This window comes from Nocardioides sp. GY 10113, from assembly GCF_004919105.1.
Classification (GTDB): domain Bacteria; phylum Actinomycetota; class Actinomycetes; order Propionibacteriales; family Nocardioidaceae; genus Nocardioides.
Window position 1 is genome coordinate 102,720 of record NZ_STGK01000005.1, and the last position, 24,130, is coordinate 126,849.

A 24,130-nucleotide genomic window follows, 5' to 3' on the forward strand; every position below is an offset into this window, starting at 1 on the left:
GAGCGCCTGATGCTGTTGGACACCGCGAGCATGTACTTCCGGGCGTACTTCGGTTCCCCCGAGATCCTGGCGCCGGACGGCACGAACGTGAACGCCGTGCGCGGCCTGCTGGACTACATCTCCCGGCTGGTGGACCAGTACCGACCCACGCACCTGGCCTGCTGCTGGGACGAGGACTGGCGCCCGGCCTGGCGGGTCGAGCTGATCGACACCTACAAGGCCCACCGCGTGGTCGAGGCGGTCCCCGTCGGGCCCGATGTCGAGGAGGTGCCCGACACCCTGCTCCCCCAGGTGCCGGTCATCCGCGAGGTGCTCTCCGCGTTCGGCATCGCCGTGGTCGGTGCCGCCGGCTACGAGGCCGACGACGTGATCGGCACGCTCGCCACCGACGCCGGGATGCCGGTCGACGTCGTCACCGGCGATCGCGACCTGTTCCAGCTCGTGGACGACGAGCGCGCGGTCCGGGTGCTGTACATCGGGAAGGGCGTGGGGCGCCACGAGCGGGTCGACGAGGCCTGGGTGCGCGACAAGTACGGCGTGGAGGCCGGCCAGTACGCCGACTTCGCGACCCTGCGCGGCGACGCCTCGGACGGCCTGCCGGGGGTGAAGGGTGTCGGGGAGAAGACGGCGGCGACGCTGCTCGGCCGCTTCGGGGACCTGGCGCGGATCCGCGCCGCGGCGGCCGATCCCGCCGCGGAGATGGCGGCCGGCGTGCGCGCCAAGGTCGCGGCCGCGAGCGACTACCTCGATGTCGCCCCCCGGGTGGTCGCGGTCGCCCGGGACCTGCCGCTGGACCGGTCCGGGCTGGCCCTCCCTGTCGCGCCCGCCGACCCGGCGGCGCTGTCCGCGCTCGCGGAGCGCTGGGGCCTGGACAGCCCGGTGGCGCGCCTCACGGGCGTGCTCGGCGAGGCGTAACCCCGATTTAATTCCATTTGGTAATAGTTCGAAATCCGGCCTCCCTAGGTTCATCGCCACCGGGGCTCGACGCTGCGCCCCTTTGGCACTGCGGCCACCGCTCGACTGCGGTAGCCCGACTGACCGAGAGGGTCGTACCCACGTGTTCCCATCCCGCTCCCGCTTCGTCGCGGGCACCGTCCTCGCGCTGACCTCGACGCTCGCGCTCTCCGCGTGCGGCTCCAAGTCCGGAGAGGAGGGCGCGGTCGAGAGCTGCGTCGACACCTCCGGCGACACCATCAAGCTCGGCTTCCTGAACTCGCTCTCGGGTCCGATGTCGATCAGCGAGACCACGGTCTCCAAGTCGCTGAGCATGGCGGCCGAGGAGATCAACGCCGACGGCGGCATCCTCGGCAAGGAGATCGACATCGTCCAGGAGGACGGCGCCTCCGAGCCCACCGTCTTCAACGAGAAGGCCCAGAAGCTGATCCAGCAGGACTGCGTCGCGGCGGTCTTCGGTGGCTGGACCTCCTCGTCCCGCGTCGCCATGCGGGACACCTTCAAGCAGCTGAACTCGCTGCTGTTCTACCCGGTCCAGTACGAGGGCCTGGAGTCGGACCGGAACATCTTCTACACCGGTGCGACCACCAACCAGCAGATCATCCCGGCGCTGGACTTCCTCCGCGAGGAGAAGAAGATCACGTCGATCTTCCTCGCCGGCTCGGACTACGTGTTCCCGCGCACCGCCAACAAGATCATCAAGCAGTACGCGGCCGAGTACGGCATCGAGGTCGTCGGCGAGGAGTACCAGCCGCTCGACCAGGGCGCCTGGGGCACCGCGGTGGACAAGATCGTGGCCACCAAGCCCGACGTCGTCTTCAACACGATCAACGGCGACTCGAACGTCGCGTTCCTCCAGGCCTACGACGAGAAGGGCCTGAGCGCGAAGAACATCCCGATCGTCTCGGTGTCGATCGCCGAGGAGGAGGCCGCGGCCATCCCCGTCGACCTCACCGGACAGATGACGTCGTGGAACTACTACCAGACCGTCGACAGCCCGGAGAACAACGAGTTCGTCGCCGCCTTCAAGGCGAAGTACGGCAAGGACGCGGTGACCTCGGACCCGATGGAGGCGGCGTACACCTCGCTGTACCTGTACAAGGCGATGGTCGAGAAGGCCGACTCCTTCGACGTGGACAAGGTGATCGAGGCGGCCGGTGGCGTCTCCTTCGAAGCCCCGGAGGGCACCGTCACCGTCAACGGCGAGAACCACCACATCGCCAAGACCACGCTGATCGGCCAGGTCAACAAGGACAAGCTGATCGACGTGATCTGGTCCTCGGGCGAGCCGATCGAGCCCGACCCGTACCTCGAGGGCTACGACTGGTGGGACCCCAGCCAGGAGTGACCCGCTAGCCGAACCGGAGCGGTACGCCGCTCAGCAGTCGAGTGCCTCGGTGGTCCCGGTCGCAGCGCGGCCGGGACCACCGGGCCCGTCCCCGGCAGGAAGGCGTCTGGCATGGACGTTGTCATCTCGCAGGTCTTCACCGGTGCCTCGTTCGGCGCCGCGCTCCTCCTCATCTCCCTCGGCCTCGCCCTCACGTTCGGCCAGATGGGCGTCATCAACATGGCCCACGGCGAATTCGTGATGGCCGGCGCCTACACCGCCTACATGACCCAGCAGGTGGTCACGAACGCGGACGTCTCGCTGCTGATCGCGATCCCCGTGGCGTTCGTGATCGCCGGACTGCTCGGCGTCCTGCTCGAGGTCACGATCATCCGCTGGATGTACGACCGGCCCCTCGACACGCTCCTGGTCACGTTCGGTGTCAGCCTCGTCCTGCAGCAGGCGGCCAAGGACATCTTCGGTGCGCAGGCGGTCGCGGTCGAGGCGCCCAGCTGGCTGAGCGGCCAGATCGGGATCCTGGGCTACCGCTATCCCTACAGCCAGGCATTCATCCTGGTGCTCGCTCTCGGCTGCCTGGCGGCGATGGCGTGGCTGATGAAATCGACCGCCTTCGGCCGCCAGATGCGCGCCACGGTGCAGAGCCGCGGCCTGGCGGAGACGGTCGGCGTCTCGACCCGCAACGTGGACCGGTTGACCTTCTTCATCGGGTCCGGCCTGGCCGGCATCGCGGGTGTCGCGGTCACCCGGATCACCGCCGTGGAGTCGACGATGGGCCAGGAGTACATCATCTGGGCCTTCCTGGTGGTCGTCGTCGGCGGCATCGGGCAGATCAAGGGCGCCGTGATCGCGGCGTTCGCGTTCGGCATCCTCCGTTCGTTCCTCACCTACTTCACCGACGGGAGCATGGCCGTGGTGCTGACCTTCCTGATCGTGGTCGCCTTCCTCCAGGTCCGGCCGCAGGGCCTGTTCGTCGTCCGCACGCGGAGCCTCGTATGAGTGCCCCGGAGGCGGCCCCGACGGCCACGGCCACGCGGGCGCTCCGGGCCGCGGCGCCGCTGATCGGCATCGCGGTGCTCGCGCTGCTGCTCCTGGTGGTGGCTCCCGCGGTCCTCAGCCAGTTCCGGCTGAACAACCTGGGCAAGTACTGCTGCTACGCCATCGCCGCCGTCGGGATCGGCATCGCCTGGGGCCGCGGCGGCATGCTGGTGCTCGGCCAGGGGCTCTTCTTCGGCATCGGCGCCTACGCGATGGGCATGCACCTCAAGCTCGAGGCGGCGGAGTCCACGGGCGGGGTGCCGGACTTCATGCTCAACTTCGGCGACGGCACCCTGCCCGCGTGGTGGGAGCCCTTCCGGAGCGGGGCCTTCACGGTGGCCGCGATCATCGTGCTCCCGGCGCTGCTCGCGGCGCTGCTGGGGTTCTCCGTGTTCAAGCGCCGGATCAAGGGTGCGTACTTCGCCATCCTCTCCCAAGCGTTGACGGTGGCCTTCGCGGCGCTGCTGGTCTCGCAGATCAAGTACACCGGCGGCCAGACGGGCCTGAACTCGCTCAGCTCGTTCTTCGGCTACAACCTCTACGACCCGGCCAACCGGCAGATGCTCTTCTACATCACCGCCGGCCTGCTGATCGCGATGCTGGTGGTCACCTACCAGCTCTACCGCAGCCGCTTCGGCGAGCTGCTCGTGGCGGTCCGTGACGCCGAGGAGCGGGTCCGCTTCCTCGGCCACGACCCGGCCAACATCAAGGTCGTCGCGTTCGTCGTCGCCGCGATCATGGCCAGCATCGGCGGCGCCATGTTCGTGCCGCTGGCGGGCCTGATCAACCCGCGCGAGGTCAACGCCCTGGCCTCGATCATGCTGATCGCGGGCGTGGCGCTCGGCGGACGGGCGGCGCTCCTCGGTCCGGCGCTCGGCGCGCTCGCCGTGGGCTTCGGCAGGACCTACCTCTCGGAGAGCTTCCCCGAGCAGTGGACCTACTTCCTCGGCGCCCTCTTCATCGTGGTGATCCTCTTCATCCCGGCCGGCCTGGCCTCGGTCCTCCCCCGGCTCTGGGCGCGTTGGCGACCGGCACCGTCCACCCCGGCCCCGGCCCAGCAGGAGGCTCCCGCATGACGCCCAAGATCGCCCCGCCCGACAGCCGCGGACTCGACTACCTGGAGATCACCGGCCTGACGGTCGACTTCGACGGCTTCAAGGCCGTCGACGGCGTCGACCTGACCCTCCTCCAGGGCCAGCTGCACTTCCTGATCGGCCCCAACGGCGCCGGCAAGACGACGCTCGTCGACGCCGTCACCGGGCTGGTCCCGGCGACCGGACGCGCGGAGTACCGGGGGCGCCAGCTGCTCGGCATGAAGTCGCACCGGATCGTTCGGGCCGGGCTCGGCCGGACCTTCCAGACAGCGACCGTCTTCGAGGAGCTCTCGGTCCTGCAGAACCTCGACATCGCCGGCGGCGTGCACCGCTCCGCGTGGGGCATGCTGCGCGCCCGTCGCGGGGTGCCGGAGTACGTCCAGGAGGCGATGGAGACCATCGGCCTGTCCGCGCTGGCCGACCGGCCGGCGGGGGTGCTGGCCCACGGGCAGAAGCAGTGGCTGGAGATCGGGATGCTCCTGGTCCAGGACTCGAAGGTGATGCTGCTCGACGAGCCGGTGGCCGGGATGAGTGCCGAGGAGCGCGCCGAGACCGGCGACCTGCTGCGCCGGATCGGTGAGGAACGCACGATCGTGGTGATCGAGCACGACATGGACTTCGTCCGGGAGTACGCCGACATCGTCACCGTGATGCACGCGGGCAAGGTGCTGACCGAGGGCACGGTGGCCGACATCCAGGCCAACCCCAAGGTCCAGGAGGTCTACCTGGGCCGCACCGCGGAAGGAGCCGACCATGCTTGAGATCAGGGGGGTCACGGCCGGCTACGGCCGATCGATGGTGCTCGACGACGTCGACCTGAAGGTCCCCGAGGGCGGCGCCGTCGCTGTGATGGGCCACAACGGGGCCGGCAAGACCACGCTGCTGCGCGTCGCGGTCGGCCTGCTGCCGGTCAGGTCCGGCACCGTGCTGCTCGACGGCGAAGACGTCACCGCGATGCGCCCGAGCGCCCGGGTGAAGCGCGGCCTGGGCTACGTGCCGCAGGGGCAGCAGTCCTTCCCCCAGATGACGACCCTCGAGAACCTCCGGCTGATCACCACCGACAAGGCGGCGATCGACGACGTCCTCGACACGTTCCCGGCGTTGCGGGGGCTGCTGAGCAGACGCGCCGGCCTGCTGAGCGGCGGCCAGCGCCAGCAGCTCGCGATCGCGCGCACGCTGCTCACCCAGCCGCGGATGCTGATCCTCGACGAGCCGACCGAGGGCATCCAGCCGAACGTGGTCGCCGAGATCGAGGGGGTCATCGTCGACCTGACCAAGCGCGGCGACCTGTCCGTGCTCCTCGTCGAGCAGCACGTCGGGTTCGCGCTGCGCAGCACCGACTCCTACTACGTCCTCGAGTCGGGGCGGATCACCACGAGCGGTGCGGGCGGCGACGGAGCCCTGGAGGCCGTTCGAGCGGCGATGGCGGTCTAGACCCCTTGAACGCCGTGACGCCCGTCACTATGCAACCCTGGCCGCACGCTGCGACCGCGGCCGCGGCTCGCCGCGGCACCGACCTAGGAGGAGACGCTCACCGATGTACCTGACTGGGTCCGACACCGAGAAGCTGCTGCTCAGCGTGGCCGGGATGGTCGCGCGCGACCGTCTGGGTCGCGGCGTGAAGCTCAACTACCCCGAGTCGGTCGCGCTGCTGTCGTGCTGGGTGATCGAGGAGGCGCGAGCCGGCGCCGGCGTCGCCGAGCTGATGGAGCGCGGACGCGAGGTGCTCACCAGCGACCAGGTGATGCCCGGCGTGCCGGAGATGGTGGTCGACGTCCAGGTCGAGGCGACCTTCCCCGACGGTCGCAAGCTGGTCACCCTGCACCACCCGATCGCCTGACCCGGCGTCCCGACCCGAGTTCCTGATCCCATTGCGCGAGGAGTTCCGACCTGTGAGGAGAGCGGCATGAGCGGCGTCACCGACGGACCGGGCGCGACCCGGACGGCCCCGGGCACCGTGGTGCTCAACGGCGACCGGAGCGCCGAGGAGCGGGCCACCATCGTGGTCACGAACACCGGCGACCGGCCGGTCCAGATCGGCTCCCACATCCACCTGCCCGACGCGAACTCGGCTCTGGATCTCGACCGGGCGGCGGCCCACGGCTTCCGGCTCGACATCCCGTCCGGGACGTCGCGGCGCTTCGAGCCCGGCGCGTCCCAGGAGGTGGCGATCGTCGCCCTCCGCGGCGCTCGGACGGTTCCGGGGATCCAGGTCCGCAACGACGGGGGTGTCCTCGATGGTTGAGATCAGCAGGTCCGCGTACGCCGCGCTCTACGGTCCCACCGTCGGTGACCAGGTCAGGCTCGGTGACACCGACCTCTGGATCGAGGTCGAGCAGGACCTCGTCGTCGGCGGCGAGGAAGCCGTCTTCGGCGGCGGCAAGTCGATCCGCGAGTCGATGGCGCAGTCCACCCGGGCCTCGGCCGAGGGCGCGTTGGACACCGTGATCACGAACGCGCTCGTGCTCGACCACTGGGGCATCGTGAAGGCCGACGTCGGCATCCGCGGCGGACGGATCGTGGCGTTGGGCCGCTCGGGCAACCCCGACATCGCCGACGGCGTGCACCCCGACCTGGTGATCGGTCCCGGCACCGACGTCGTCTCCGGCGAGGGTCGGATCCTCACCGCGGGTGCGATCGACATCCACGTCCACCTGCTCTCCCGCTCGCAGCTGGTCGAGGCGCTGGCCACCGGGATCACCACGGTCGGCGGCGGCGGCACCGGACCCTCCGAGGGCTCGAAGGCCACCACGGTCACCCCGGGTGCCTGGCACCTGGCCGCGGTGCACCGGGCGCTGGACACCGTCCCCGTCAACGTGCTGCTCCTCGGCAAGGGCAACACCGTCAGCGCCGCCGGGCTGGCCGAGCAGGCGCTCGCCGGCGCCGCCGGCTACAAGGTGCACGAGGACTGGGGCTCGACCCCGGCCGCCATCGACGCCGCGCTGCGTGCCGCGGACGAGTACGGCCTGCAGGTCGCGCTGCACTCCGACAGCCTCAACGAGGCCGGCTTCGTGGAGTCCACCGTCGGTGCGATCGCCGGACGCAGCATCCACGCCTTCCACGCCGAGGGGGCCGGCGGCGGCCACGCGCCGGACATCCTGACCGTGGCCTCGCTCCCGCACGTGATCCCCGGATCGACCAACCCGACGCTCCCCCACACCGTGAACACGGTCGCCGAGCACCTCGACATGCTGATGGTCTGCCACCACCTCAACCCGCGGGTGCCCGAGGACCTGGCGTTCGCCGAGTCGCGGATCCGCGCCACCACGATCGCGGCCGAGGACCTGCTGCACGACATCGGCGCGATGTCGATCACCTCCTCCGACGCCCAGGCGATGGGCCGGATCGGGGAGGTGGTCTGCCGCACGTGGCAGGTCGCCCACGTGATGAAGGCCCGGTTCGGCGCGCACGCCGACCTGGGCGAGGGACCGGCGGACAACAAGCGTGCCAAGCGGTACGTCGCCAAGTACACGATCAACCCGGCGATCGCGCACGGCATCGACCACGAGGTCGGCTCCGTCGAGGCGGGCAAGATGGCCGACCTGGTGCTCTGGGACCCCCGGTTCTTCGGCATCCGGCCCGATGTCGTGATCAAGGGCGGCGCGCTGGTCTGGGCGGCGCTGGGCGACCCCAACGCCTCCATCCCGACGCCGCAGCCGGTCCTGATGCGGCCGACCCTGGTCGAGGACGGCAGCCCGTACTCGGTCAGCTTCGTCGCCCCGGCCGCCCTCGAGGACGGGCTGGCCGACCGGCTCGGCCTGCGTCGCGAGCTGGCCGCGGTCCGACCGACCCGCGAGGTGTCCAAGGCGTCGATGATCAACAACGACGCGCTCCCCCGCATCGACATCGACCCGGAGACCTTCGCCATCGACGTGGACGGCGAGCGGATCACCCCTGCTCCCGCGACCGAGCTGCCGTTGGCCCAGCTCTACACGATGTTCTGAACCACGACGAGATGGTGCTCGAGGAGATGACGGATCCGGGAGCCCGTGCGGGCGGACCGGGGGCGGGCGGGGTCGATCCCGAGCTGTTCCTGCTGCTGCTCGCGGACGCCCGGCTCCCGGTCGGCGGTCACACCCAGTCGGGGACGCTCGAAGGGGCGCTGGCCCACGGGTTGGGCGCGGCGGACGTACCCGGATTCCTGCGCGCCCGGCTGCTCGGGGTCACCCGGGTCGAGGCCGGCACCGCCGTGGCCGCCCGGGCGGCGGTGCTCTCCGGCGGCTCGCTGGCCGCGGTGGACGACGCGTGGGCGGCGCGCACCGTGGCGCCTGCGCTGCGCGAGGCCTCGCGCCAGCAGGGTCGGGCGCTGCTGATGGTCGTCGAGCGGATCTGGCCGGCCGCGCTGCCGCCGCTGGCCGGGCTGGACCGCCCGGCCCGGGCGACCGTGCTCGGGGCCGTCGCCGCGCACCTCGGGCTCGGCGCCGCCACGCTGGCGCGCCTGGTCGCGTACGACGACGTGCAGACCGTCTGCGCCGCGGCGCTCAAGCTGGTGCCGCTGGATCCGTTCGTCGTGACCGGCTGGGTGGCGCAGGCGCTGCCCGCCGTGGACGAGGTGACCCGAGCGGTCGCCGAGGTGACCGACCCGGCCGACGTGCCGGCCGTCGCCGCACCCCAGATCGAGGCGTGGGCGCAGGCCCACGCGACCACCACGAGGAGGCTCTTCCGTGCCTGAATCCGTTGCCCACCACTCCGAGGCCTCCCGGCCGCTCCGCCTCGGCGTCTGCGGACCCGTCGGCACCGGGAAGAGCTCCCTCATCGCCCTGCTCTGCCGTGAGCTGGCGGCCGACTGGAGCCTGGCCGTCGTCACCAACGACATCTACACCGACGAGGACGCCCGGTTCCTGCGCTCGGCGGGTGTGCTCGCCGAGGACCGGATCCGCGCCGTCGAGACCGGCGCGTGCCCGCACACGGCGATCCGCGACGACATCAGCGCGAACCTCATCGCGGTCCAGGAGCTCGAGCACGACTACCCGGGGTTGGACGCGGTGCTGCTGGAGTCCGGCGGCGACAACCTCACCGCGACCTTCTCCCCCGCCCTCGTCGACGTCCAGATCTTCGTGCTCGACGTGGCCGGTGGCGGCGACGTGGCGCGCAAGGGAGGGCCGGGTATCGAGCGGGCCGACCTGCTGGTCGTCAACAAGACCGACCTGGCGCCGTACGTCGGGGTGGACGTGGCGCGCATGCTCGACGACGCCCGGCGCGCGCGGGGCGATCGCCCGGTGATCGGGCTCTCGCGCTCCGACCGTGCCAGCATCGATGCGCTCCTCGCCTGGCTCGGCGCGGTCCGGGACCGTCACCGCGAGGGGCACTGGGTGCCGACGGACCCCGGTCCGATGGCCCCGCACTTCCACGCCGAGGACCACGAGCACGAGCACGAGCACGCTCACGAGCACGGGCATGCTCACGGACACTGACCGGGTCGCCCGCACCCGACTCCGGGCCACCCTCACCGACGCCGGCCGCTGCCGGGTACGCAGCGCCGTCACGCTCTCGGACCCGACCGCGCCCTCGGTGCGGCCGGTGGTGATGACCCAGGAGCGTGCCGCTGCCCGCGTCTCGCTCGTGCCGGAGGGCGCCCTGTTGCTGGCCGGCGACGCGGTGGAGATCGACGTCGAGGTGGAGGCCGGCGCGCGCCTGGACCTGGTCGAGCCCGGCGGCACGGTGGCCTACGACATGCGGGGCGCCGCCGCCCGGTGGTCCGTGCGGATCACCCTCGGTCCGGGCGCCGTGCTGACCTGGGCCGGCGAGCCGTTCGTGGTCTCGGCCGGAGCGTCGGTCGATCGGCGGACCTCGGTGCGCATGGCCGACGGCGCGGCGCTCGCGCTGCGGGAGACCTTGGTGCTCGGCCGGTACGGCGAGCCGCCCGGACGGATCACCCAGCGCACCGACGTGACCGTGGCCGGCCGCCCGGCACTGGTCGAGGAGATGCCACTGGACCCGACCACCGCGCCGCTGCTGCTGGGCGGTCACCGGGTGGTCGGCGCGGTGCTCGCGGTCGGAGGCGCGGCCGCCGGCGGACCGGTCGGTCCCGAGCGGGACCGGTACCTCCTCGAGCGCGGCGGCGCGTTGTGGCGCAGGCTCGGCTGCGAGGCTCACGAGGCCGACCTCGGCGAGGCGTGGCGGGCCGCGGTGGCGGCGGCCGGGGAACCGGCGTGGGTCCCCTAGGGCGGGAGCCCGCGGGTGCGGCCCGACGAGGCGCCGGGCCCGCCCTAGCGTGCGCGGGCGATCTGGTCGGTGATCCGGAACTCCAGTCCGTCTGCCTCGGCGAGATAGACGTCCTGGTCGACCAGGTTGCCGTCCAGCCGCATCAGGCCGCGTGGGCTGGAGTAGAAGTGGCCCGTCTCCAGGCGGGCGACCGACTCCATGGAGACCGACCCGCACACCTCGCCCAGCCGGGCGAGGAAGAGCAGTGCCTCGTAGCAGGACTCTCCCACGGCGTTGAGCGCGGGCGCCCAGGCTCCCCAGCGCCCGTAGTAGGCCGCGGCCAGCTCCGAGCTCTCGCTGGTGCGCAGCGAGTCGAAGTAGGCGGCAGCGGCGTAGAGGCCCTCGTGCGCGCCGGCTCCGCCGGCCAGCAGGGTGTTCTCCTCGACCGCGGGGCTGAGGCGGGGCATCTGGACGGCCAGGCCCGAGCGCGCGAACTGGCGGTTGAAGTGCACGGCGTCCTGACCCATCAGCAGCATGATCACGCCGTCCACGGGCTGGTCGTTGAGCCGGGCCAGTACGCCGCTGAAGTCGCTCGTGCCCAGCGGCACGTAGGTCTCGCTGACGACCTGGGAGTCCGTGCCCTCCAGGGCCAGCCGGGCGGTGGTCCCGGTGACACGGGGGAAGACGTAGTCGTTGCCGACGATCGCCCAGCGCCCGACGCCGAGCTCACGGCGCATCCAGTGGGCGGCGGGCAGGAGCTGGTTGATCGGGCGCTCGCCGAGCATGAAGACGCCCGGCGTCTCGTCGCCGCCCTCGTGCATGGCGGCGAAGGCGTAGACCACACGACCGCCGACGCGGCGGGTGATGGCCTGGCGCACCGCGGAGATGTGCCAGCCGGCGACCGCCTGCACGCGGCCGGTGTCGACCAGCGCGCCGACCTCGTCGGCGACCACCTCCGGGTCGCGACCGCCGTCCACGATCACCAGCTCGACCTCCCGGCCCGCGATGCCGCGGCCGGCGTTCAGCTGCTCCACGGCCAGCTCGCCGCAGGCCAGGCACGAGGGGCCGTAGATGCCGGTCGGTCCCTGCAACGGTACGACGAACGCGATCGCGAGCGTCCGGGCGGCGCGCAGCGCCGCGTACGTCTCGGCCACGGGACCTCCGTGGGGCAACGGTGGGCACGGCCGGCGACATTGCGGGCGCGTGGGACAACCGAGCGAACAGGTCTCGCCTACGATAGGGCCGGCCGGACCGCACCGTCGCGGGCTTCTCACGAATGTGACGCACGACCGGAGCGAGCGAGGTGACCCGATGCAGTCCCTGAGCGCGGAGGAGGCCACGGTGGCCGATCCGGCTGACGCCAACCCCGGCACGCCGAGCCTGGCTGTCCGGGTGCGTCAGGTCGAGGCGGCGCTGCGCGAGGTGCTGCAGCCGGTCCTCGACGAGCACGGACTCACACTCGAGCACTGGCGGATCCTCGCCGTGGTCGACGCCGACCCGGGACTCGGGATGAGCGAGGTGGCCACCCTGGCGGTGGTCCCGGCCGCGTCGCTGACCCGGCACATGGACCGGCTGGTCGAGCGCGCGCTGGTGGTCCGCCGGATCGACCCGGCGGACAGGCGTCGGGCCGTGGTCGCCCTCTCCCCGCTCGGCCGCGACTACGCGGCCCGGCTGCTTGCCGCGGAGCGGAGCGCCACCCTGCCGGTCGCGACCCCGACAGCCTGAACCGGCACGGACGTCCGGATCCCGACGCGGTCGAGGGCGGACTCGGGGCCGGCCGCGGGCGGGGCCGGGTCAGGCGCCCGCCACGATCCCACGGCGCAGCAGCCGCACCGACTCCTGGGCGACGGCGCGGACCGGCGTCCCGGCGGCAGCGTCGGCGATCTGGCCCATGAAGTCGACGAGCTGCTTCATCTGCCGCACGAAGTCGCCCGCGGTCAGGTCGGCGCGCCCGAGCACCTCGTCGAGGGCCTGGCCGTCGGCCCACCGGTAGGCGGTCCACGCGAACCCGGCGTCGGGTCGGCGGAGGAAGTCCAGCCGGTGGTCGCGCTCGAGGGCCTCGAGCGTGCCCCACAGCCGCACCAGCTCGTCGATCCGGACGCTCACCTGGCCGCCCGGGACGCCCGGCACGGCCTCGTCGGGTCGTCGGGCCTCGTAGACCAGTGTGGAGACGACCGCGGCGAGCTGCACCGGCGTCAGGCCGTCCAGCAGGCCGGCGCGCAGCGCCTCGGCCGCGACCAGGTCGAGCTCGGAGTAGATCCTCATCAGGCCCCGGCCACGGTCGGTGACGTCGTCCCCGTCCAGGTAGTCGAGTGCCTCCAGGACCTCGCAGACCCGGTCGAACGTGCGGGCCACGGTGTTGGTGCGCCGCTCGACGCGTCGGGCCAGGGTCTGCGCATCCCGGTCCAGCCGGTACCAGCGCTCGGCCCAGCGGGCGTGGTCCTCGCGCTCGGGGCAGCCGTGGCAGGGGTGCGCGCGGACCTGGGCGCGGAGCGCGGCGATCTCCTCGGCGACCGCGCCGTCGATCGGCGCCCGCTCGGCGCGCGGCCGGGTCACCGAGTGCGGCAGCTCGCGGACGGCCTCGCGGATCGCCTGCGCCACGTCCTTGCGCTGGTGCGGGTTGCGCGGGTCGATCCGCTTCGGCAGGCGGATCGTGGCGACCGGCTCGACCGGGACCGGGAAGTCGGGCGGCGAGAGCCGCTTGCCCTGCCGGTCCGCGGTGATCACCAGCGGCCGGTGGCCCTGCTCCGAGAGGCCGGGGTCGACGATCACCGCGGGTCCGGCGAACTTCCCGGCGGGGACCACGATCACGTCGCCGGCCCGCAGCTGCTCCAGGGAGGCGGCGGCCTCGGTGCGCCGGTCGGTGCGGCGGCTGCGGCTCGCCTCCTTCTCCTTGTCGCTGATCGCGCGGCGCAGCGCGGCGTACTCCATGAAGTCGCCGAGGTGGCAGGTCGCCGACTCCTCGTAGCCGGCGAGCGCGTCCTCGGCCTTGCGCAGCTGGCGGGCCAGCCCGACGACCGCCCGGTCGGCCTGGAACTGGGCGAACGAGAGCTCCAGCAGCTCGCGGGCACGGTGCCGGCCGTAGGCGTCGACCAGGTTGACCGCCATGTTGTACGACGGCCGGAACGAGGAGCGCAGCGGATAGGTGCGGGTGGAGGCGAGACCGGCCAGCTCCCGCGGGTTCATCCCCGGCTGCCAGAGCACGACCGCGTGGCCTTCGATGTCCAGGCCGCGTCGTCCGGCGCGGCCGGTGAGCTGGGTGTACTCCCCCGGTGTGATGTCGGCGTGCGTCTCGCCGTTCCACTTGGTCAGCTTCTCCAGCACGACGGTGCGGGCGGGCATGTTGATGCCCAGCGCCAGCGTCTCCGTCGCGAAGACCACCTTGACCAGCCCGCGCAGGTAGAGCTGCTCGACGCACTCCTTGAACGACGGCAGCAGACCGGCGTGGTGGGCGGCGACGCCGCGGCTGACGGCGTCGAGGAAGTCGTGGTAGCCGAGCACCTCGAGGTCCGCGGACGGGAGCCGGCCGACGGTGCTCTCGACGTACGCGATGGCCTCGTCGCGCTCCTCGGGGGTGGTCAGTCGGAGGTTGGCGTCGAGGCACTGCTGGACCGCGGCGTCGCAGCCGGCCCGGCTGAAGATGAAGACGATCGCCGGGAGCAGCTGCTGGCGCTCCAGCCGGTCGATCATGTCGGTGCGCGACGGGATCCACACCCGGCGGCCGTTGCCGACCGCGCGCGGGTTCTTCGACGATCCCGGCTTGCCCTTGCGCGGCGATCGCCGGTCGCGCATCAGGCGCGAGCTGGCCCAGTCGTCGCGGGCCAGGCGCATCAGCTCCTCGTTGACCGGGGCGCCCTCGCGGACGAACCCCGCGGCCGCGTCCACGTCGGAGGAGGCGAAGAGGTCGAGCAGGCGCCGGCCGACCATGACGTGCTGGTACAGCGGCACCGGCCGCCGCTCGGCCACGATCGTGCTGGTGGCGCCGCGCACGGTCTCCAGCCACTCGCCGAACTCCTCGGCGTTGGAGACGGTCGCCGACAGCGAGATCACCGACACCGACTCCGGGAGGTGGATGATCACCTCCTCCCAGACGGCGCCGCGGGAGCGGTCGGCGAGGTAGTGCACCTCGTCCATCACCACGTAGCCGAGGTCGACCAGGGTGCGGGAGCGCGCGTAGAGCATGTTGCGCAGCACCTCGGTGGTCATCACCACGATCGGCGCCTCGCCGTTGATCGAGGTGTCGCCGGTGAGCAGGCCGACCCGGTCGGCGCCGTAGCGGTCGACGAGGTCGTTGTACTTCTGGTTCGACAGCGCCTTGATCGGCGTGGTGTAGAAGCACTTGCGGCCGTTGTGCAGCGCCAGGTGGACCGCGAACTCGCCGACCACGGTCTTGCCGGCGCCCGTCGGTGCGGCGACCAGCACCCCGCGTCCGTCCTCGACCTCGCGGCACGCCTCCACCTGGAAGTCGTCGAGCCCGAAGGGGTACGCGCCGGCGAAGTCGTGGAGGACCGGGTGCTGCGCGCGACGCCGGGAGGCGGCGTACCGCTCGGCGGGGCTGGCCTCGGCGTCCTCGGCCTCCGGGTGCCCGTCGAACGCGGGGCGGTCGCGTCCGGCGCTCATGCGAGCACCTGGACGGCGGCGGGGACGGACTCCACGGTCAACGGCAACGCACCGAACCTCTCGCCGTCGGCGTAGCCGACGATGTCGGGAGCGGTCACCGTGACCCGGGTGGCCCGGTGACGCTCGAACTGGGGGTGGTGGACGTGCGAGCCCCGGAACAGCCGCGGGTAGGTGCGGACCAGGTCGGCCCTGGTGAGCGGACCGACCACGACCACGTCGAGGAGGCCGTCGTGCAGGTCCGCGCCCTCGCAGATGCGCAGTCCCCCGCCGTACGACGGCCCGTTCCCGACCGCGACCAGCGATGCCTCGAGGCGCACCTCGACGCCGTCGAGGTCGAGGACGTAGGGGCGAGGTCGGAAGGTGCGCAGCTCGGCGAGCGTGGCGAGGGTGTAGCGCGCCTGGCCGCGGGGCCGTCGCATCCGGTTGGCCCGCTCGTTGACGACGGCGTCGAACCCGGCGGCGAGCACCGTGGCGTAGTACCGGTCGCCGAGCCGCGCCAGGTCGATCGGACGGGGGTGGGCGGCGAGCAGGTGCCGGGCCGCGGCGCCACCGCCGGAGCGCGGCACGCCGAGGTACCGGGCGAGGTCGTTGCCGCCGCCGGCCGGCAGCAGCCCGAGGGCCACGTCGGTGCCGGCGACGAGCTGCAGCCCGAGGTTGACGAGTCCGTCGCCGCCGCAGACCACCAGGGCGTCCGCGCCGTCCGCGAGCGCCTTGCGGGCCAGGTCGGCGGCCTCCTCGGCGTCGCGACCGACCAGCGACCGGACCTGCCACCCCGCGCCCCGCAGCCAGGGCAGCGCCTCGTCGCGCACGCGCGGTGCGCGCCCGCCGCCCGCCGTGGGATTGGTGAGGACGACGACGTCCCGGATCTCGCCGGCCACCCGATCAGCCTAGGGCGTGCGGGGGTGGAATCACTGGCCGGCGCGCAAGCGGACGCTGAACCGCTCCCGGGGTGCCCCGACGGCCTGGGCCATCCGGCCGACGGCCTCCAGCACCTCGTCGGCGCTGTGCCGGGTGGTCGGCACGGCCAGGGTGAGCCGGCCGTCCCCGTCGGCGAGGTGCACCTGCCCCAGCTGCCAGGCGCGGTGGGCGGCGTACCGGGTCTCGGCGTCGACCAGCGCTCGGGGGTACGTCGTGTCGGCGGCGACCAGGTCGCAGCAGATCTCGGCGCCGTCCGTGTCGCTGGTCAGGGTGCCGCGCAGGGTGGAGCTGTCCATCGGGCTGTGCGCCGACCAGGTGACCTCGTGGGTGCCGATCCACTCGGGGAGGTCGAAGGGGTCGACGGCGGTCCACGTCCGGACCGCGGTCACAGGGGGCTCGCCTCGTCGGGCGAGAGACCTGCGTTGATGCCGCGCTCGGCGCGTCGCCGGTCGTTGAGCCGGGCGATCACCTCCGAGATCCCGAACAGCAGGATCATCGGAACCGCCATGAACGTCATCGTGAACGGATCGGTGGAGGGAGTCATCGCGGCCGCGAAGACGAAGGTGCCGATGATGATCCACGGCCGGTAGGCGCCCAGGGTCTTGCCGCTCACCACGCCCGCCAGGTTCAGCATCACGACGAAGACCGGGATCTCGAAGGCGATGCCGAAGCCGAGCAGGGTGCGGCTGAAGAAGGTCAGGTAGTCGTTGAACTCGACCAGGTTGGTGAGGCCGTCAGGGGTGAACCCGATCAGGATCTCCAGGCCCTTGGGCAGCGTCACGTAGCCGAGGACGATCCCGATCAGGAAGAGCGGGCCGGCGACGGCGAAGAAGATCGCCGACCACTTCTTCTCCTGCGGGTGCAGCCCGGGAAGGATGAACGCCCAGATCTGGTAGAGCCAGAACGGGCTGCTGAAGATGATCGCCGCCAGGCCGCACAGCTTGAGGGTCAGCAGGAAGCCGCCGGCCGCGCCGCTCGTGGTCGCCATCGTCCGCTCGTCGCCGAGGGCCTCGCGGGCCTGCTCGTAGGGCGCGTTGACCAGCTCGAAGAGCGGGTCGAAGAAGTAGATCGCGATCACGAACGCGAGCAGCAGGACGAGCGCGCACTTCAGGATGCGCGCGCGCAGCTCGCGCAGGTGGTCGGAGAGGGCCATCCGCCCGTCCGCGCCGACGGGGTGGACCGGCCGACCGACGAAGAGCTGGACGACTCCGGACAGGGACATTCAGGTGTGCGTGGGTGCGACGAGGCTCAGCCGGCGCTGGTGTCCCGGCGGTGGTCCTCGACGATCTCGCCCTCGGCGGGCTCCTCGGAGGACGGCAGGGCGTCCTTGGCCTTCTCCTCGTCGTCACGCAGGCCACGGGTCTCGGCCTTGAAGATGCGGAGCGCCTGGCCGGTGCCGCGGGCGAGGTCCGGCAGCTTCGCCGCTCCGAAGACCAGGATCACGATGGCGAGGATGATCAGCAGCTCCGGGGTGCCCGGCGCGCTGATGAGGGGGTGGGACATCGTGAGGACCAACTCTCCTGGGACGTGACAGTACGATCACCGGCCAGTCTACGCCGCCGCTGGCGAGGCGTTCGGCCGGCTGGCCCTTCCGACCATTGAACAGTCGCTGAACACCTGGGCCGTCGACGATCGGAGTCACCGGTAGCGGTCGAGCGTGGCGCGCGCAGCGCGCTCGTACGACGCGGCGAACTCGGGTGGGCCGAGCACGCTCGCGTGCGGCGCGAGCCGGAGCAGCAGCCGGTCCAGCCACTGGGGGTCCGCCACCAGCAGATCGACCTCGAGCGAGCCGTCCGGGCGGGGCCGGGCCGCGCGCATCGGGTAGTAGTCGACCGCCCACGACGCCTCCGGGGCGAGCAGCAGCGTGGCCACGACGCCGCCGGTGTCGGGCCGCTCGGCGAAGGCGCCGGCAGTGACGTCGCGCGGTGGGCGCCGCGGGGTCTCGGCCGCGGAGTCGAGCACCCGCGCGGCGGTGATCCGGTCCAGGCGGAACAGGCGGTCGCCGCCGGCGAGGTGGCACCAGCCGTCCAGGTACCGGAAGCGTCCGTGGGTGACCACCCCCTGCGGGTCCACGACGCGCTCCGAGAGCTCGTCGCGGCTCGGCACGTGGTAGCTCAGCAGTACCTGCCGGGACTCGTCGGCGGCGCGCTGCAGCGTGGCGGCGAGCGTGGCCAGCTCCGCCTCCCGCGGCTCGGTGGCGATCGCGACCGGTCCCGGCCCCCGGGAGGCCTCGGCGCCGGCGGTGACGGCGCGCTCGATCTTGGCCAGCACGCGGTCGACGAGTGCCACGGTCTCCGGTGAGGACCCCGTGCGCAGCGTGTGCAGGGCGACGGTGACCGCGGACGCCTCGGTGGGGCTCAGCCGCAGCGGCCGGGCCAGGTAGTCGGCATTGTCGACCCGGACCAGCCCGTCGGCCAGCGGCGTGCCGTCCTCGGTCACGAGCGCGTCGAGGTCGACGTCGATCAGGTCGTCGGGCAGTCCGCCGGGCAGGCCGCACAGGAAGAGCACCCGCAGGTCGGCCAGTACCTGTCCCGGCGTGGTGCCGAGCAGCTCCGCGGCCTCCCCCAGACGCACCTGGGGGCGGTGGTGAAGGTAGGGCACCAGCGTGAGCAGCCGGGCCACCTGGTCCCGCGCCCCCGGGACGGCGCGGGAGCTCACGCGACCACCGCGGTGAGCCGGTCGACGACCTGCTGGCGCAGCTCCACCGGCTGGACCAGCACCACGTCGGAGCCGTGGTAGAGCACCTCGTCGACCAGACCCCGCGCGGGGCGGTCCAGCTCGACCCGGTCCCAGTCCTCGCGACCGTCGGGACCCGTCACGCCGCGCGTCACCGTCGCCGCGCGCCGACGGAACGCGTGGCCGGTGTTCGGCCGGGCCAGCAGCACCGCGTGCGCGGCCCCGGGGACCGGCGCGAGCCGGCGGATCGTCTCGCGCAGGTCGATGTCGGGCGGGACGTCGTACGCGCCCGGGTGGCCGGTGCGGCGCACCGGGCCGGCGAACCGGTCCAGCCGGAAGACCCGCTCGGCGCCGCGGTCGACGTCGCGGCCGACGAGGTACCACCGGCCCGAGGAGCGGACCACGCCCCACGGCTCGACGCGGCGGGTCCGCGGCTCGTCCTCGTCGGGACGGCGGTAGTCGAAGGAGACCGCCGTCCGGGCGCAGACGGCCTCCCAGCACGCCGGGAAGGCCGGCTCGTCCGCGACCGCGCCGGGAGCGGCCAGGTCCAGCGCGGACAGGTTCACCCCCACCCCGGCCGCGGACAGCTTGCGCACCGCGTCCGCGGTCGCCTGGGTCATGGTCGCGTCCTGCCACACCCGGGTGGCCAGCGCCACCACCGAGGCCTCCTCGGCGGTCAGCGTGATCTCCGGCAGCGCGAACTGGTCGGCCGGGATCCGGTAGCCCACCTCGTCGTCGAAGTAGGCGTCGGTCGGGGCCACCTCGATCGGTACCCCCAGGCCGCGCAGCTCCTCCTTGTCGCGCTCGAACATCTTCTCGAAGGCGTCCGGGCGCGAGCCGGGGTACAGCAGCTCCCGGATCCGCTCCTTGGGGATCGGGCGGCGCTGCACGAGCAGCATGATCAGGAGGTTGAGCAGGCGCTCGCTCTTGGCCACCGGCATGGCTCAAGTGTGCCCGAACAGCCGTCAGGGCCGCTCTCCGAATTCGCCGGGAGCGGCCCTGTCGGGTGGCCGTGCGGTGTCGTTACTCGGTCGGGGCCTCGGTGGCCGCGGGAGCCGGGGTGTTCGCGGCGTCGGCGATGTCGACGACGAAGTACAGGGTGGAGTTGGCCGGGATGCTGTCGCCCTGCTTCTGGTCCCCGTAGCCGAGCGCCGGCGGGATCTCGAGCAGGACCCGGCTGCCGACGGTCTGGCCGACCAGGCCCTTCGACCAGCCCTTGACGACCGAGGCCTGCTTGCCGCCCACGACCGCGCTGAGGCCACCGGAGCGGGAGAAGCTCTCGTCGAACGGCTTCTTGCCCTTGTACACCTGGCCGAGGTAGTTCACCAGGATCGTCTGGCCGCTCTTCACGACCGGACCGTCGCCCTTGACCAGCGTGGCGACCTCGAGGTCGCCCGAGGGCTTCGGGGTGCCCTTGAAGTCGAGCGAGGCGGGCACACCGTCCTTCTCGACCACCGTCGGCGCCCAGGCAGGCGCCTTCTTCTCGGTGCCCGTCGGGGCGGCCAGCGAGGCCAGGTCGACGACGAAGACCAAGCCGTCCTCGTTGCCGATGCCGTAGTCGGTGAAGGCGGTCGTGTAGTCGGCGAAGGCCTGCGGCACTCCCACGGTCACCGCGAACCGGGTGCCCACGGTCATCCCGTCGTCGATCAGCCCGGAGAGGTAGCCGGTGAACAGGTCGGAGGCGACCTGGGGCTGCGCTGCCTCGCCGCCGACCGTGGCCAGGAACCCGGTGGTCTCCTGGTCGTAGGTGTCGAGGACGACGTCCTCGGTGAACCCGTCGGCGACCGTGTACTGGACGAGCACCTGGTCGCCGTCGGCGACCTCGGGGCCGTCGCCCTCGATCAGGGTCTTCTGCTCCTCCTCGCCGGCGACGAGCTGGTCGGAGAAGTCGAAGGTCGGCGTGGTGCCGAAGTCGCCGGACACCTCGACGGCGTCGAAGCCCTCGGCGCCGTCGGAGTCGTCGGAGCCGCAGGCGGCGAGCGACAGGGCGAGCGCCGGGGCGATCACGAGGGCGGTCGGGCGGCGGAAGGAGCGGGGCAGACGGCTGAGCACGGCCGTCACCCTACCCAGGCGGTCCCAACGCGGTGGCGCAGGCCCGCCGCGAGCCTCACATGCCGTCGATCAGCCGCTGCACCCGCTCGTCGTACGCCCGGAACGGGTCCTTGCAGAGCACGGTGCGCTGCGCCTGGTCGTTGAGCTTCAGGTGCACCCAGTCCACGGTGAAGTCGCGGCGCCGCTCCTGGGCGGTCCGGATGAACTCCCCGCGCAGCCGGGCGCGGGTGGTCTGCGGGGGCACCGACTTGGCCTCGAAGATCTTCAGGTCGTCGGTCACCCGGGCCACCGCCCCGCGCTTCTCGAGCAGGTAGTAGAGGCCGCGGTCGCGGTGGATGTCGTGGTAGGCGAGGTCGAGCTGGGCGACGCGCGGGTGGCTCAGCGGCAGGCCGTGCTTGGCGCGGTAGCGGTCGATCAGCTTCCACTTGATCACCCAGTCGATCTCGCGGTCGACCAGCCCGAGGTCGTCGGACTCGACGGCCTTGAGCGCCCGCTCCCAGAGGTCCAGCGCCCGCTCGATCACGGGGGTGGCGATGTCGCGCCGGTCGACGAAGTCACGGGCCTTCGCCAGGTACTCCGCCTGGATCTCCAGCGCGCTGGCCTCGCGGCCGTTCGCCAGCCGGACCTTGCGGGAGCCGGTGACGTCGTGGGAGATCTCCCTGATCGCGCGGATCGGGTTCTCCAGGGAGAGGTCGCGCATCACCACGCCCTCCTCGATCATCCGCAGCACCAGGTCGCACGAGGCGACCTTGAGCATCGTCGTGGTCTCGCTCATGTTCGAGTCGCCGACGATCACGTGCAGGCGGCGGTACTTCTCCGCGTCGGCGTGCGGCTCGTCGCGGGTGTTGATGATCGGCCGGCTCCGGGTGGTGGCGCTGGAGACGCCCTCCCAGATGTGCTCGGCGCGCTGGCTGACGGAGTAGCTGGTGCCGCGCGGGGTCTGGGTCACCTTGCCGGCGCCGACGATGATCTGCCGGGTCACCAGGAACGGGATGAGGACGTCGGCGAGCCGGCTGAACTCCCCGGCCCGGCCGACCAGGTAGTTCTCGTGGCAGCCGTAGGAGTTGCCCGCGGAGTCGGTGTTGTTCTTGAACAGGTAGATCTCGCCGGCGATGCCCTCGTCGTGCAGCCGCTGCTCGGCGTCCACCAGCAAGCCCTCGAGGACCCGCTCGCCGGCCTTGTCGTGGGTGACCAGCTCGACCACGTCGTCGCACTCCGGGGTGGCGTACTCCGGGTGGCTGCCGACGTCGAGGTAGAGCCGGGCCCCGTTGCGCAGGAAGACGTTGCTGGAGCGGCCCCAGCTGACCACCTTGCGGAACAGGTAGCGGGCGACCTCGTCGGGCGAGAGGCGGCGCTGGCCCTTGAACGTGCAGGTCACGCCGTACTCGTTCTCGATCCCGAAGATCCGCCGCTCCATGCCGATCACCCTAGCCCCGGGACCCTCAGGAGGGAGGTGCGATCGGCGGGTCGTCGTCCGCGGCGGGCGGCTCTCCGGAGAGCTCCGGCGCCGCGTGCTCCGCCTTGCCCCGCTCCCCCAGCAGGTCGCCGAGTCGCGCACCCATCAGCCGGCGGAACTTCCGCGGCTGGACGCGGGTGCGATCCAGCACCGCGACCTCGAGATCCTCGACCGGGATCACCCGGTCCTCGCTGGTGGTGTGCCCCAACGCGGCGACCGCGACCCGCAGCGCCTCGGCGAGGCTCGCGCCGGGAGCGTAGTGCTCCTTGAGGTAGCCGGCCACCGTCTCGGCGTCGCCGCCCATCACCGCGTAGCCGTGCTCGTCCGCGACCCGGCCCTCGTAGGTGAGCCGGTAGATCTGGTCGTCCTCGGGCGCGTCGCCGATCTCGGCGACGAAGAGCTCGACCTCGTAGGGCTTCTCGCCGCCGCTGGAGAAGATCGTGCCGAGCGTCTGGGCGTAGGCGTTGGCCAGTCCGCGGCCCGTGACGTCGCGCCGGTCGTAGGCGTACCCGCGCATGTCGGCCAGCCGCACGCCGGCGATCCGGAGGTTCTCGAACTCGTTGTAGCGACCGACGGCGGCGAAGGCCAGCCGGTCGTAGAGCTCGGAGACCTTGTGCAGCGCCTGCGACGGGTTCTCTGTGACCAGCAGTACGCCGTCGGCGTACTGGACCGCGACGAGGGAGCGCCCGCGGGCGATGCCCTTGCGCGCGAAGTCCGCCCGGTCCTTCATCAGCTGCTCGGGCGACACGTAGAACGGCATGCTCATCTCAGGCCCCCTCTCCCGTGGTGCCGGCATCCGGCCCGGTCAGCGGTGCCAGCGGCCCGTCGGGGCGCACCATCCGGCCACCGACCACGCGGTCGGCCAGCGCGCCGATCTCCGACTCCTCGAGGCGAACGGCGCCGTCGGCGGTGACCACCCAGACCATCGGGAAGATCCGCCGGGTCAGGTCCGGACCGCCGGTCGCGGAGTCGTCGTCGGCGGCGTCGTAGAGCGCCTGCAGGCAGATGCTGACGGCCTCGTCGCGGGAGAGGTTCTCGCGGTAGAGCTTCTTCAGCGCGCCGCGGGCGAAGAGCGAGCCCGAGCCGACGGTGAAGAACGAGGCCTCCTCGTGGCGGCCCCCGGTGACGTCGTAGCCGAAGATGCGGCCGACGCCGCGCTGCAGGTCGTAGCCGGCGAACATCGGGACCACGGCCAGGCCCTGCATCGCCATGCCCAGGTTGGCGCGGATCAGCGCGGAGAGCCGGTTGGCCTTGCCGTCCAGCGAGAGGACGGAGCCCTCGATCTTCTCGTAGTGCTCCAGCTCGACCTGGAAGAGCCGGACCATCTCCACGGCGAGCCCGGCGGTGCCGGCGATGCCGACCACCGAGTACTCGTCCGCGGGGAAGACCTTCTCGATGTCGCGCTGGGCGATCACGTTGCCCATCGTCGCGCGGCGGTCGCCGGCCATCACCAGGCCGCCGGGGAAGGTCACCGCGACGATGGTGGTGCCGTGCGGCGCGAGGTCACCGTGGGAGCCTGCCGGCAGGGAGCGGCGGGCAGGCAGCAGGTCGGGGGCGTTCTCGGCGATGAAGTCGCTGAAGGACGAGGTGCCCGGTCGCAGGTACGCGGCCGGGATGCGAGCGTCGGTCAACTACTCGCCGCCCTTCTGGATGAACGACTTCACGAAGTCCTCGGCGTTGGACTCCAGCACGTCGTCGATCTCGTCCAGGATCGCGTCGACGTCCTCGTCGAGGGCTTCCTTGCGTTCGGCGACGTCGCTCTCCGGGGCGACCTCGGCGGAGGATTCCTCGTCGGTTCCCTTGCGCGGTTGCTTCTGCTCCTGGGACATGCCC

At 72.1% G+C, this 24,130-nt stretch carries 26 protein-coding genes; 13 read left to right on the plus strand and 13 right to left on the minus strand.

Going from position 1 to position 24,130, the window contains the following annotated elements; genetic code table 11:
* Positions 1-9 precede the first annotated feature (9 nt).
* From E8D34_RS08240 to E8D34_RS08295, 12 genes are all read left to right on the plus strand, one after another.
* Complete coding sequence (locus tag E8D34_RS08240; protein WP_136594334.1) at positions 10-915, plus strand: 5'-3' exonuclease H3TH domain-containing protein; 906 nt, start codon at positions 10-12, stop codon at positions 913-915.
* 142 nt (positions 916-1,057) lie between these two features.
* On the plus strand, positions 1,058-2,302 hold the full coding sequence (gene urtA / locus E8D34_RS08245) for an urea ABC transporter substrate-binding protein (RefSeq protein ID WP_136594146.1): 1,245 nt from the start codon (positions 1,058-1,060) through the stop codon (positions 2,300-2,302).
* A gap of 111 nt (positions 2,303-2,413) precedes the next feature.
* The gene (gene urtB / locus E8D34_RS08250; RefSeq protein WP_136594147.1) at positions 2,414-3,298 is read left to right on the plus strand and encodes an urea ABC transporter permease subunit UrtB; all 885 of its coding nucleotides are present in this window, start codon (positions 2,414-2,416) and stop codon (positions 3,296-3,298) included.
* Positions 3,295-4,413 carry an urea ABC transporter permease subunit UrtC gene (gene urtC / locus E8D34_RS08255; RefSeq protein ID WP_136594148.1) on the plus strand — a complete coding sequence of 373 codons (1,119 nt, stop codon included), beginning with the start codon at positions 3,295-3,297 and terminating at the stop codon, positions 4,411-4,413. The genes urtB and urtC overlap by 4 nt, the downstream gene beginning before the upstream one ends.
* Positions 4,410-5,192 (plus strand): urea ABC transporter ATP-binding protein UrtD, encoded by a 783-nt coding sequence (gene urtD / locus E8D34_RS08260; RefSeq protein WP_136594149.1) that lies wholly within the window; start codon positions 4,410-4,412, stop codon positions 5,190-5,192. Before urtC ends, urtD begins: the two co-directional genes overlap by 4 nt.
* Positions 5,185-5,865 (plus strand): ATP-binding cassette domain-containing protein, encoded by a 681-nt coding sequence (locus E8D34_RS08265; protein WP_136594150.1) that lies wholly within the window; start codon positions 5,185-5,187, stop codon positions 5,863-5,865. Before urtD ends, E8D34_RS08265 begins: the two co-directional genes overlap by 8 nt.
* Before the next feature lie 103 nt (positions 5,866-5,968).
* Positions 5,969-6,271: an urease subunit gamma gene (locus E8D34_RS08270; protein WP_136594151.1), complete on the plus strand. Its 303-nt coding sequence runs from the start codon at positions 5,969-5,971 to the stop codon at positions 6,269-6,271.
* 66 nt (positions 6,272-6,337) lie between these two features.
* Complete coding sequence (gene ureB, locus E8D34_RS08275; RefSeq protein WP_136594152.1) at positions 6,338-6,676, plus strand: urease subunit beta; 339 nt, start codon at positions 6,338-6,340, stop codon at positions 6,674-6,676.
* Positions 6,669-8,375 carry an urease subunit alpha gene (locus tag E8D34_RS08280; RefSeq protein WP_136594153.1) on the plus strand — a complete coding sequence of 569 codons (1,707 nt, stop codon included), beginning with the start codon at positions 6,669-6,671 and terminating at the stop codon, positions 8,373-8,375. Before ureB ends, E8D34_RS08280 begins: the two co-directional genes overlap by 8 nt.
* A 26-nt stretch (positions 8,376-8,401) precedes the next feature.
* Entirely contained in the window at positions 8,402-9,103 is a 702-nt protein-coding gene (locus E8D34_RS08285) for an urease accessory UreF family protein (protein WP_136594154.1), read from the plus strand.
* The gene (ureG, locus tag E8D34_RS08290; RefSeq protein WP_136594155.1) at positions 9,096-9,845 is read left to right on the plus strand and encodes an urease accessory protein UreG; all 750 of its coding nucleotides are present in this window, start codon (positions 9,096-9,098) and stop codon (positions 9,843-9,845) included. Before E8D34_RS08285 ends, ureG begins: the two co-directional genes overlap by 8 nt.
* Positions 9,829-10,596, plus strand: coding sequence for an urease accessory protein UreD (locus E8D34_RS08295; RefSeq protein WP_136594156.1), 768 nt, complete (start codon positions 9,829-9,831; stop codon positions 10,594-10,596). The genes ureG and E8D34_RS08295 overlap by 17 nt, the downstream gene beginning before the upstream one ends.
* A 44-nt stretch (positions 10,597-10,640) precedes the next feature.
* Here E8D34_RS08295 and E8D34_RS08300 read toward each other — a convergent pair whose 3' ends face one another.
* On the minus strand, positions 10,641-11,729 hold the full coding sequence (locus E8D34_RS08300) for a substrate-binding domain-containing protein (protein WP_136594157.1): 1,089 nt from the start codon (positions 11,727-11,729) through the stop codon (positions 10,641-10,643).
* A gap of 157 nt (positions 11,730-11,886) precedes the next feature.
* Here E8D34_RS08300 and E8D34_RS08305 point away from each other — a divergent pair, with 157 nt between their 5' ends.
* Positions 11,887-12,300, plus strand: a complete 414-nt coding sequence (locus tag E8D34_RS08305; RefSeq protein WP_206056622.1) for a MarR family transcriptional regulator — start codon at positions 11,887-11,889, stop codon at positions 12,298-12,300.
* 69 nt (positions 12,301-12,369) lie between these two features.
* On the opposite strand, the gene E8D34_RS08310 is transcribed toward E8D34_RS08305, so the two are convergent.
* The 12 genes from E8D34_RS08310 to E8D34_RS08365 form a co-directional block, all read right to left on the minus strand.
* Positions 12,370-15,195, minus strand: coding sequence for a DEAD/DEAH box helicase (locus E8D34_RS08310; RefSeq protein ID WP_136594158.1), 2,826 nt, complete (start codon positions 15,193-15,195; stop codon positions 12,370-12,372).
* A complete protein-coding gene (locus E8D34_RS08315) occupies positions 15,192-16,073 on the minus strand; it encodes a YegS/Rv2252/BmrU family lipid kinase (protein ID WP_240771227.1) in 882 nt (293 codons plus the stop codon). The genes E8D34_RS08310 and E8D34_RS08315 overlap by 4 nt, the downstream gene beginning before the upstream one ends.
* A 30-nt stretch (positions 16,074-16,103) precedes the next feature.
* The gene (locus tag E8D34_RS08320; protein ID WP_136594159.1) at positions 16,104-16,502 is read right to left on the minus strand and encodes a hypothetical protein; all 399 of its coding nucleotides are present in this window, start codon (positions 16,500-16,502) and stop codon (positions 16,104-16,106) included.
* Positions 16,499-17,335 (minus strand): twin-arginine translocase subunit TatC, encoded by an 837-nt coding sequence (gene tatC, locus E8D34_RS08325; protein ID WP_136594160.1) that lies wholly within the window; start codon positions 17,333-17,335, stop codon positions 16,499-16,501. The genes E8D34_RS08320 and tatC overlap by 4 nt, the downstream gene beginning before the upstream one ends.
* A 26-nt stretch (positions 17,336-17,361) precedes the next feature.
* Positions 17,362-17,616, minus strand: a complete 255-nt coding sequence (gene tatA / locus E8D34_RS08330) for a twin-arginine translocase TatA/TatE family subunit (RefSeq protein WP_136594161.1) — start codon at positions 17,614-17,616, stop codon at positions 17,362-17,364.
* Positions 17,617-17,751: 135 nt separating this feature from the next.
* Positions 17,752-18,771 (minus strand): WYL domain-containing protein, encoded by a 1,020-nt coding sequence (locus E8D34_RS08335; protein ID WP_136594162.1) that lies wholly within the window; start codon positions 18,769-18,771, stop codon positions 17,752-17,754.
* A complete protein-coding gene (locus tag E8D34_RS08340) occupies positions 18,768-19,730 on the minus strand; it encodes a WYL domain-containing protein (protein ID WP_136594163.1) in 963 nt (320 codons plus the stop codon). Before E8D34_RS08340 ends, E8D34_RS08335 begins: the two co-directional genes overlap by 4 nt.
* A gap of 82 nt (positions 19,731-19,812) precedes the next feature.
* Entirely contained in the window at positions 19,813-20,841 is a 1,029-nt protein-coding gene (locus E8D34_RS08345) for an FKBP-type peptidyl-prolyl cis-trans isomerase (protein WP_136594164.1), read from the minus strand.
* 55 nt (positions 20,842-20,896) lie between these two features.
* Positions 20,897-22,258: a Pup--protein ligase gene (pafA, locus tag E8D34_RS08350; RefSeq protein ID WP_136594165.1), complete on the minus strand. Its 1,362-nt coding sequence runs from the start codon at positions 22,256-22,258 to the stop codon at positions 20,897-20,899.
* Between the two features lie 25 nt (positions 22,259-22,283).
* A complete protein-coding gene (gene prcA, locus E8D34_RS08355) occupies positions 22,284-23,063 on the minus strand; it encodes a proteasome subunit alpha (RefSeq protein ID WP_136594166.1) in 780 nt (259 codons plus the stop codon).
* 1 nt (position 23,064) lies between these two features.
* Positions 23,065-23,928, minus strand: a complete 864-nt coding sequence (gene prcB / locus E8D34_RS08360; RefSeq protein ID WP_136594167.1) for a proteasome subunit beta — start codon at positions 23,926-23,928, stop codon at positions 23,065-23,067.
* Positions 23,929-24,126 carry a ubiquitin-like protein Pup gene (locus E8D34_RS08365; RefSeq protein ID WP_136594168.1) on the minus strand — a complete coding sequence of 66 codons (198 nt, stop codon included), beginning with the start codon at positions 24,124-24,126 and terminating at the stop codon, positions 23,929-23,931.
* Between the last annotated feature and the right edge of the window lie 4 nt (positions 24,127-24,130).